The 8,980-nt window shown below is 69.2% G+C and carries 9 protein-coding genes; 5 read left to right on the plus strand and 4 right to left on the minus strand.

The genetic code is table 11. The features are described 5' to 3' along the window. Positions 1-3: 3 nt before the first annotated feature. The 3 genes from ACFY2X_RS45655 (at position 4) to ACFY2X_RS45665 (ending at position 3,471) form a co-directional block, all read left to right on the plus strand. Entirely contained in the window at positions 4-1,656 is a 1,653-nt protein-coding gene (locus ACFY2X_RS45655; RefSeq protein WP_389951265.1) for an AMP-binding protein, read from the plus strand. Between the two features lie 68 nt (positions 1,657-1,724). Continuing rightward, the gene (locus ACFY2X_RS45660; RefSeq protein ID WP_389951268.1) at positions 1,725-2,492 is read left to right on the plus strand and encodes an arylamine N-acetyltransferase; all 768 of its coding nucleotides are present in this window, start codon (positions 1,725-1,727) and stop codon (positions 2,490-2,492) included. Between the two features lie 109 nt (positions 2,493-2,601). After that, a complete protein-coding gene (locus ACFY2X_RS45665; protein WP_389951271.1) occupies positions 2,602-3,471 on the plus strand; it encodes a hypothetical protein in 870 nt (289 codons plus the stop codon). Here ACFY2X_RS45665 and ACFY2X_RS45670 read toward each other — a convergent pair. From ACFY2X_RS45670 to ACFY2X_RS45680, 3 genes are read right to left on the minus strand one after another with little or no spacing between them, the layout of a single operon-like run. Further along, entirely contained in the window at positions 3,450-4,115 is a 666-nt protein-coding gene (locus ACFY2X_RS45670) for a helix-turn-helix domain-containing protein (protein ID WP_389951273.1), read from the minus strand. The genes ACFY2X_RS45665 and ACFY2X_RS45670 overlap by 22 nt on opposite strands. A gap of 9 nt (positions 4,116-4,124) precedes the next feature. Beyond that, positions 4,125-4,817, minus strand: coding sequence for an ABC transporter ATP-binding protein (locus tag ACFY2X_RS45675; protein ID WP_389951276.1), 693 nt, complete (start codon positions 4,815-4,817; stop codon positions 4,125-4,127). After that, positions 4,814-5,809 carry an FtsX-like permease family protein gene (locus ACFY2X_RS45680; protein ID WP_389951278.1) on the minus strand — a complete coding sequence of 332 codons (996 nt, stop codon included), beginning with the start codon at positions 5,807-5,809 and terminating at the stop codon, positions 4,814-4,816. The genes ACFY2X_RS45675 and ACFY2X_RS45680 overlap by 4 nt, the downstream gene beginning before the upstream one ends. 141 nt (positions 5,810-5,950) lie before the next feature. On the opposite strand from ACFY2X_RS45680, the gene ACFY2X_RS45685 reads away from it, so the two are divergent. Next, entirely contained in the window at positions 5,951-7,045 is a 1,095-nt protein-coding gene (locus ACFY2X_RS45685) for a histidine kinase (RefSeq protein ID WP_389951280.1), read from the plus strand. Next, positions 7,042-7,659, plus strand: a complete 618-nt coding sequence (locus ACFY2X_RS45690) for a response regulator (protein WP_389951283.1) — start codon at positions 7,042-7,044, stop codon at positions 7,657-7,659. The genes ACFY2X_RS45685 and ACFY2X_RS45690 overlap by 4 nt, the downstream gene beginning before the upstream one ends. Here ACFY2X_RS45690 and ACFY2X_RS45695 read toward each other — a convergent pair. Beyond that, positions 7,622-8,674, minus strand: a complete 1,053-nt coding sequence (locus ACFY2X_RS45695; protein ID WP_389951286.1) for an AI-2E family transporter — start codon at positions 8,672-8,674, stop codon at positions 7,622-7,624. The genes ACFY2X_RS45690 and ACFY2X_RS45695 overlap by 38 nt on opposite strands. Between the last annotated feature and the right edge of the window lie 306 nt (positions 8,675-8,980).

Genomic DNA, 8,980 nt, shown 5'->3' on the forward strand with positions numbered 1-8,980 from the left:
GGTGTGGCGACATTCGCGGACCTGGTCCGGGCGCGGGCCGACGACGAGCACATCGGCCTGCGCTTCGAGGACGAGAGCTACACCTGGGCCCGGCTCGTCCGCGAGGCGGAGCTCCGGGCGGCCCTGGCGATCGAGCTGAAAGAGCCCGGCCGCCCGTTTCACGTCGGCGTGCTGCTGGAGAACGTCCCCGAGTACGTCCTGTGGATCTTCGCCGCGGCCTTGTCGGGTGCGGCCCTGGTCGGCATCAACCCCACCAGGCGAGGGGAGGAACTCGCCCGGGACATCCGCCACACCGACTGCCGATTCATCGTGACGGACTCCGGCCGGTCGGCCCTGATCGACGGCCTCGACCTCGGGGTCGCACCGGATCGGATCCTGCGCGTGGACACCCCCGGCTACCAAGATCTGGTGGCCCGCCGTACCGGCGACGAGGTCAGGGCGATCGTCGGCGGGCAGGAACCGCCGCGACCCGAGGACGTTCTGCTCCTGCTGTTCACCTCCGGGTCCACGGGGGCGCCGAAGGCGGTGATCTGCGGGCAGGGCCGGTTGGCGGCCATCGCGGAGCGAGGCACGCTGTTCGGGCTGGGCAGGGAATCGGTGGCGTATCTCGCGATGCCGCTGTTCCACGGAAACGCGATCATGGCGAATCTGGCGATGGTCACCCACGCCGGCGGGACGGTCGCGATGCGCCGCCGCTTCAGCGCCTCCGCCTTCCTCCCGGACGTCCGCCGGTACGGCGCGACCTACTTCAACTACGTCGGCCGCGCCCTCGCCTACATCCTCGCCACTCCCGAGCGGGACGACGACGCCGACAACCCCCTGCGGGCCGCCTTCGGCACCGAGGCCTCCGCCCGCGATCTTGCCGAGTTCGCCAGGCGGTTCGACGCCGTGCCCATCGAGGGCTACGGCTCCTCCGAGGGCGCGATCGTGATCAGCAAGGTGCCGGGAACACCCGCCGACGCGCTCGGGGTGGCGCCGGAGGGCACGGACGTCGCCGTTCACGACCCCCTGACCGGCCACGAGTGTCTGAGGGCACGGTTCGACGGCAGCGGCAGGCTGGTCAACGGGCACGAGGCGATCGGGGAGATCGTCCGGCGAGACGCCTCCTTCGAGGGCTACTACAACAACCCGGAGGCCGACGCCCAGCGCCTGCGCGACGGCTGGTACTGGAGCGGCGACCTCGCCTACCGCGACCTCGACGGCTACTTCTACTTCGCGGGCAGGGACGCCGACCGGCTCCGGGTGGACAGCGAGAACTTCGCCGCCGGCCCCGTCGAGCGCATCCTCGCCCGCTATCCCGGAACGATCATGTGCGCGGTCTACGCGGTGCCCGACCCCCGTACCGGGGACCAGGTCATGGCCACCCTGGAGCTCGACGGCGACTTCGACCCGGACGCCTTCGCCGCGTTCCTGCGCGCCCAGCCCGACCTCGGCACCAAGTGGGCCCCGCTGTTCGTACGGCTGACGCCGCGGATGCCGCTCACCGCCACCAACAAGGTCAACAAACAGGGCCTTCGCCGCGAACGATGGGAGTGCGCCGACCCGGTGTGGTGGCGTCCGGCCCGTGACCTCGGCTACGTCACGCTGACCGGAGCGGCACGGTCGGCCCTGCGCAGGCAGTTCGCCGAATTCGGCCGGGAGCACCTGCTGTCCTGAACGGCTTCCGTGAGCCTAGGTCCAAAGGCCGATGGCACGAGTGGTTCGCGGTGTGAGTGAATTGGACCATGGACGAATACCTGAAGCGGATCGGCGCCGCCCGCCCCTCAATCCCGGACATGGAGTCGCTGCGCGAACTGCAACTGCGCCACCTGCTGACGGTCCCGTTCGAGAACCTGAGCATCCACCTCGGTGAACCCGTCGTGCTCGATGAGCAGGCCTTGGTCGAGAAGGTGGTCGAAAGGCGCCGCGGCGGCTTCTGCTACGAACTCAACGGCGCGTTCGCCGTGCTGCTCCGCTCACTGGGCTACGAGGTGACCCTGCTGTCGGCCAGGGCGTCCGGCGGCGACACCCTCGGACCGCCCTTCGACCATCTCGCCCTGCGGGTGGACGACGCCTCCGGCCCGTGGCTCGTCGACGTCGGCTTCGGCAGGTTCAGCCGCTACCCGCTCCGCCTCGACCTGCGCACCGACCAGCCCGACCCCGGCGGCACCTTCCGCATCGCCGAGACCGGCGACGGAGACCTCGACGTGCTGAAGGACGGCACGCTCGAATACCGTCTCGAACAGCGGCCGCGCGCCATGGCCGACTTCGAGGCGACCTGCTGGTGGCATCAGACCTCACCCAAGTCGCACTTCACCCGGTCTCTCATCTGCTCGATCCTCACCGAGACGGGACGGGACACGCTGAGCGACAGGCTGCTCATCCGGACCACCGGGAACGACCGCCAGGAGCGGCACCTGACCACCGACGCCGAGACTCTCGCCGCCTATCGCGACCACTTCGGCGTCGAGCTGACCAGACTGCCTACGGCGCCTGGACGATCAGACGGATGAGATGACCGTGGGAGGCGAACCCGGGCGGGTCGCAGGTGCCGTCCGACTGTGAGAGCGAGGCGTCTGATTCCTGCAAGACGACGCCCTGAGCCGAACCTACGATCGAAGCATGGAGATCTTGACGAAGGACGCCCTGGCCAGGGCAGAGCGATATCTGCGGCTCAACGCCCGGCTGATCGACAGGTTGAGGTTCCAGGCACTGTTCGGTGACGGATCTCGTGACCGGGTGCTCCAGGTGTTGCGCGCCTATCAGAATCCGGACGGCGGGTTCGGGCACGCGCTGGAGCCGGATCTGCGGGGTGCCGAGAGTCAGCCGGAGCCGGTCGAGGTGGCGTTCTGGATCCTTGACGAGATGGACGCCTTCGACGACCCGATGGTGACCAGCGCCTGCGACTACCTGACGACGATCGCCACCGAGGACGGCGGGGTGCCGTTCGTGCTGCCCAGCGTCCGGGAAACACCGCACGCCCCCTGGTGGGAGACCCCGGACGATCCGCCCGGCTCGCTCGTGCCCACCGCCTCGATCGCCGCCCTCCTGCACAAGCACGGGATCGACCACCCATGGCTCGCTCCGGCCACCGCGTTCACGTGGGCCGCGATCGAAGAGACGTCGGAGATCCAGCCGTACGGCGCGCGGGCAATCGTCCACTTCCTGGAGCACGTCCCCGACCGTGACCGGGCTCGCCGGCAGTTCGAACGGCTGCGCGAGGCGATCCTGGCCACCGTGACCTTCGACCCGGATGCCCCGGGCGAAGCCCACTTCCCTCTCGACTTCGCCCCCGAGCCCATCGGGCTGCCGCTCTTCGACGCCGAGACGCTCGACCGCCACCTCGACGCGCTGATCGGCCGGCAGTCGCCCCAGGGCGGCTGGGCTCCGAACTTCCTGATGTGGACGCCGATCGTGACCCACGAGTGGGGCGGGTTCCTCACCGTGCAGCGGTTGCGGACCCTGAAGGACTACGGCCGGCTCACGAGCTGACCGAGAGACACCCCGGCCAGCCGCCGAACGTCGTTGGCCAGGTGGGACTGGTCGGCATATCCGCTGGAGAGGGCCACCTCGGCGAGCGGGACCCCGCTCCTGGTCAGCCGCAGCGCCCGCTGGAACCTGACCACCCGCTGCACCGTCTTGGGCCCGTACCCGAAGGCCCGCAGCGACCGCCGGTGGAGCTGCCGCTCGCTGAACCCCAGCTCCCAGGCCACCTCCGCCACGCTTCTGCCGGCCCGCAACGCCGCGACGATCGCCGGAACGGCGGGGTCGGGCCCGGCCGTCGCGCGCAGCCGTACGATCAGCCGCTCCTGCATGGTCTCGACCGTCAGCCCCGGCAACACCCCCAGGTTGGCCAGCGGAACCCGCAGGTCGCGCAGGGCCTCGACCGGCACGCCGAACACATCTCCCACCGCACCGGGGCGGAACCGGATCCCGGTGTGGCGGTCACCGGGGGACAACCTGACCGGCATCGGCCCGGTGTCGGGCCCGGCGACCTGCGGCCCCGCCGGGCCCCAGATGAGATCGACACAGCCGTCGGGCACGACGAGCCGCGTCTCAGCCGTGGTCGCCGTGCTCGTCCAGACGCAGGCCACCCGCCCGGCGATCGCCGGATCCGGAGCCCACTCGCGGTACATGCCTCAAGGCTACGAGGGAACGCCGACAGTTCCCGGGACCCTGCGCACTTCCGACAGGCGGCCGTCGTTCATCTCCACCACCCGATGCGCGTGGCCGATCTGCGCGAGGTCATGTGTGACCAGCAACGTCGCCACCCCGCGCTCCCTGGTCAGCTCCGACAGCAACATCATGATCTCCGTGCCTCGCGAGTGGTCCAACGCCGAGGTGGGCTCGTCGACCAGCAGCACCGCGGGGTCGCCGGTCAGCGCCCGGGCGATGTTGACCCGCTGCCGCTCGCCCCCGGACAGCTGGTGCGGCCGCCGGTTCTCCTTGCCCGCCAGCCCCACCGCCCGCAGCAGCTCGACGGCCCCCGCGGAGGCCGCACCCCGCATGCGATCCAGGGCCTGCAGCTGTTCCAGCGCGGTGAGCGAGGCGATCAGGTTGGACTGCTGGAAGACGATGCCGATCCGCTCTCTGCGCAGCGCCGTACGCTCCTTGTCGCCGAGCCGTGAGGCGTCGGTCCCGCCGATGAGCACCCGGCCGGAGTCGGGCTGGAGCAGGGTCCCGGCCACGGCCAGCAGGCTGGACTTCCCCGACCCGGAAGGGCCGACCACGGCGACCAGCTCGCCGGGCCCGACGGTCAGGGACACGTCGTCGAGCGCGACCAGCGTGGTGTCGCCGTCGGCGTAGGTCAGGCGGAGGTCGGTCAGTTCCAGGCTCATCGGGCGCTCCCCAGGGCGATCAGCGGGTCAACGGAGGTGATACGGCGTACGGCGAGCGCGGCTCCCGCCATACCGAGGGCGATCATGGCCAGCACCGGCACGAACGTCGTCGAGACGCTCACCACGAACGGCATGACCCGCTCGGCGAGCGTTCCGACCCCGAGCCCGGCGGCTCCGCCGATCCCACCGCCCACGGCCAGCACGATCAGCGCCTGGGACAGGGCGTCGCGCATCAGATAGCCGCTGGACGCGCCGAGCGCCTTCATGATGGCGATGTCGCCCTGGCGCTGGATCGTCCACACGGTGAAGAACGCCCCGATGACCAGCGCCGAGATGGCGAACAGGAAACCCTGCATCATCGTCAGCGAGCCGTTCTCCGAGGTGTAGGAACCGATCCCGGACAGCGCCTGCCGCTTGGTGACGGGGTGCGTGCCCAGTGCCCGCTCGGGGGCGTCGCCGCTCAGCACCACCACGGTCGCGGTGTCAGGTTTGGCGTGGGCGACGCGCTGCCAGTCCGCGAGCGTGGACCACACCACGGGTGTGTGACCGTAGGAGTCGTCCGGGCCTATCGCGGTGACCCGGTACGGCCGTTCGCCGATCGTCACGGTGTCCCCGACGGCCAGCCCGAGGTCAGGTGACACGACCAGCTCGCCGTCCGCCTGCTTCGCCGGTCCCAAGGAGTCCGAGCCGAAGACCGCGACCGCCTGGTTCGCGTCGTCGTGAGCGAGCCGGGTCTGCGTGATCCCGAGCGGCCGGCCGCCCAGTCCCTTCCACTGCGCGGCGGTGACCGTGCTGTCGGAGAAGGAGACCTTCTCGCCGCCGAAGGCGATCAGATCGCCTCTCAGATTCTCGACGGCGGAGATGTTCTCCCCCGCGAGCCCGGAGGTGAGTCCTGAAAGCAGGACGACGAGCAAGGTGATGAGCGCCACGACGGACCCCATGAGGGCGAACCGTCCCTTGGCGAAACGGATGTCTCTCAACGCGATGAACAAGTCGGTCTCCGGATCGTTTGCCTCTTCACTCCCACCAGGCTCGCCGGTTTCACCGGCCCGGGGCATCGCGACTCCGATCGGTCCGCCAATCAACCGAAGGTTGGATGCGAGCACCCCACCTGCCCCTCATAACCTGGTCGCATGGAGGGAGGACTCGGGGTTCCCGCGATGCGGCTGCTCAAGTTCGGCCTGCACGGCGTGTTCTATGTGCTGCTCGCGGTGGGTCTGACCCGCGTGTCCGGCTCGTGGGCGGCGTTCTCCGGAAGCGTCCTGCTCGGCGCGATCTACGCGATCGGCCTCACGCTCGGCGGCCGTCGTACGGCCTCGCTGCTCTGGCTGGCGGCCGTCGTCCTGACCTGGGCGGTGCTCGGCCTGCTCACCCCGGACCTTGTCTGGCTGGCGTTCCCGCTGTTCTTCGTCTGCCTGCATCTGCTGCCCCTGCGCGCGGGAGTCCCGGCGGTGATCGCGCTCACCGCGGTCACCGTCGGCACGCTCGCCCTGCACGAGCCCGCGCTCAGCTCCGCCCAGGTGATCGGCCCGGCCATCGGCGCGGTGGTGGCGATCATCATGGCCGCCGCCTACACCGCCCTGTACCGGGAGAGCGAGCGCCGCCGGGAGCTCATCGACGAGCTGACCCGCACCCGCGCCGAGCTGGCCGAGACCCAGCACGAGGCCGGAGTGCTCGCCGAGCGGCAACGGCTGGCCAGGGAGATCCACGACACCCTCGCGCAAGGCCTGTCCAGCATCGTCCTGCTGCTGCGCGCGGTTCCGCCCGATCCTTCCGGATATGTGACGGAGGCGATGCACGCGGCCGAGGACAACCTCGCCGAGGCCCGTCGTTTCGTCCACGCTCTGACGCCGCCCGGCCTGGACGGATCCCTTGAGGAGGCACTGCGCCGCCTCTGCTCCAGGCAGGGAGCCGCTTTCCATCTGGACGGCGAGCCGTACGCCCTGCCCCGCAGCGCAGAGATCGCGCTGCTCAGGATCGCCCAGGGCGGGCTCGCCAACGTCTCCAGACATGCGGAGGCGAGCAAGGCCGCGTTGACGCTGACCTACATGGAAGACGAGGTGGCGATGGACATCGTCGACGACGGGCGCGGTTTCGACCCGCTGATCCGGTCGGGCAACGGCCTCGGCTTCATCCGTGACCGCGCGGCCGAGCTCGGTGGCGCGGTGACCGTCGAATCCGCTCCCGGCCTCGGTACGGCCCTGGCCGTCACCCTTCCCGTCCCGTGATCCGCCTGCTGCTCGTCGACGATCACCCCGTCGTCCGCAAAGGACTTCGGGCGGTCTTCGACCAGTCCGCCGACATGGTCATAGCCGGTGAGGCCGCCACGGGCGAGGAGGCCGTACGGCTCGCATCCGGCGCCGACGTCGTGCTGATGGATCTGCGTCTGGGGGCGGGCATGTCCGGTGCGGAGGCGACCCGGCTGATCGCCGAGCTGCCCGACCCGCCCCGGGTGCTGGTGCTGACCACCTATGACACCGACGGCGACATCTTCGCCGCCATCGAGGCCGGAGCCGCGGGCTATCTGCTGAAGGACGCCCCCACAGACGACCTGCTCGACGCCATCCGGGCGGTGGCCCGGGGGGAGACCATACTCGCCCCGCCGGTCGCGGCCAGGCTGGTCACCCGGATGCGGTCACCACAGCCGTCGCTCTCTCCGAGGGAGATCGAGATCGTCGCCCTCGTCGCGGACGGTCTGTCGAACCGGCGGATCGCCCGGGAACTGTTCATCAGCGAAGCCACCGTCAAGAGCCACCTTGTGCACATCTACGCGAAGCTGGAGGTGGACAACCGCACCGGGGCGGTCATGGTCGCTCGTCGGAGGGGACTGCTCCGGAGATGAGGGCGGCGGCCCATTTGCCGTTGGGATCGCTGTCGATCAGCAGTGCGCGTGTCAGCAGGCTGAGCGGGATGGCGAGCAAGGCGCCCAGCGGGCCGAGCACATACGCCCACAGGAGGAGCGACAGCAACGTCACGGTCGTGGACAGGCCCACGGCGTCGCCGAGGAACTTGGGCTGGATGAGCGACTGGATCACGAAGTTGATCACCAGGTAGGAGGCGATCACAAGGACCATGGTTCTGAGGCCGCCCTGAAGCAGGCCGAGAAGGGCGGGCGGGATCAGCCCGATGATGAAGCCGAGGTTCGGGATGTAGTTCGTGATCAGCGCCAGCACGCCCCAGAGCAACGGCAGCGGCACGCCGAGAAGCCAGAGCGCGGTCACGTCCAGTGCGGAGCAGATGAGCCCGAAAACCGTCGAGACGACGAGATAGCGGCGGGTTTTGTGGGCGAAGTTGTGAAGTGCGTGAACGAGCAGAGGCCAGTGCCCGGCACGCGAGGAGAGGATCCGTGAGAGGGGCCGCGCGTCCAGGCACATGGCCAGCGACAGAATGAGGATGAGGATCAGGCTGGAGAACACGCCGAGCAACCCGCTGGCGAACCCCTGGATGAGCTCGAAGATCTTGGAGGGGTCGAGTGCCCTGAGTGCCTGATCCACCTGCTGGGTGCCGATGCCGAACCTCGCCGCCAAGTGCTGCACGTCGAGGACGAGCTGGTTGAACTGGTCGCCGTAGGAGGAGGCGAGAACCGCCGCCTGCGTGACCGAGAGGGTGAGGATCGCCACCATGCCGGACAACAGGAGCAGGACCAAAGCCAGCGGTGCCGCGACCAGGGTCCATCCCGGGGCGCCGCGTTTTTCGAGCCAGGTTCTGACGGGGGAGACCGCCAGGACGAGAACCAGCGCCAGCAGCACGGGGCCGATGATCGACCCGACCTCTTTGATACCCGCCAATGTGATTACGGCACCCGCGGTGCAGAGCAGCACAATCAGCGCTCTGGGCACGAGTTTTTGGTCCGTCATAGGAGACCCCTACCCATAAGTAATGAAACACGCCACTTTCCGGCAGCCGTCGATTTGACGGAGGGGGATGGCGAACATAGAGTTCACGAGCCCAAGGGGTTGGCGGAGATCGCCAAAACCTCGGGAACCCCCTCTGATCACACTCTTTGGTTGGGACGCTCGCGTCTCACCAGAATCCGATTGGACACCAGTCGGATGTTGGAGTAAGTTAGAGGGGTTGCCCTGGAGACAGGGTGGTCGATCCGGAAGGATGCGACGGTGGGTGGGTCAACTGGGACGAAAGCGACAGTTTGACACAAACCGGGC

Source organism: Streptosporangium sp. NPDC000396, from assembly GCF_042898655.1.
GTDB lineage: Bacteria > Actinomycetota > Actinomycetes > Streptosporangiales > Streptosporangiaceae > Streptosporangium.

What these genes read in the sequence shown, in the direction of transcription:
- ACFY2X_RS45660 (WP_389951268.1), top strand. Translation starts at nt 1,725, where the DNA reads ATGGACGAATACCTGAAGCGGATCGGCGCCGCCCGCCCCTCAATCCCG.
- ACFY2X_RS45665 (WP_389951271.1), top strand. Translation starts at nt 2,602, where the DNA reads ATGGAGATCTTGACGAAGGACGCCCTGGCCAGGGCAGAGCGATATCTG.
- ACFY2X_RS45670 (WP_389951273.1), bottom strand. Translation starts at nt 4,115, where the DNA reads ATGTACCGCGAGTGGGCTCCGGATCCGGCGATCGCCGGGCGGGTGGCC.
- ACFY2X_RS45675 (WP_389951276.1), bottom strand. Translation starts at nt 4,817, where the DNA reads ATGAGCCTGGAACTGACCGACCTCCGCCTGACCTACGCCGACGGCGAC.
- ACFY2X_RS45685 (WP_389951280.1), top strand. Translation starts at nt 5,951, where the DNA reads ATGGAGGGAGGACTCGGGGTTCCCGCGATGCGGCTGCTCAAGTTCGGC.
- ACFY2X_RS45695 (WP_389951286.1), bottom strand. Translation starts at nt 8,674, where the DNA reads ATGACGGACCAAAAACTCGTGCCCAGAGCGCTGATTGTGCTGCTCTGC.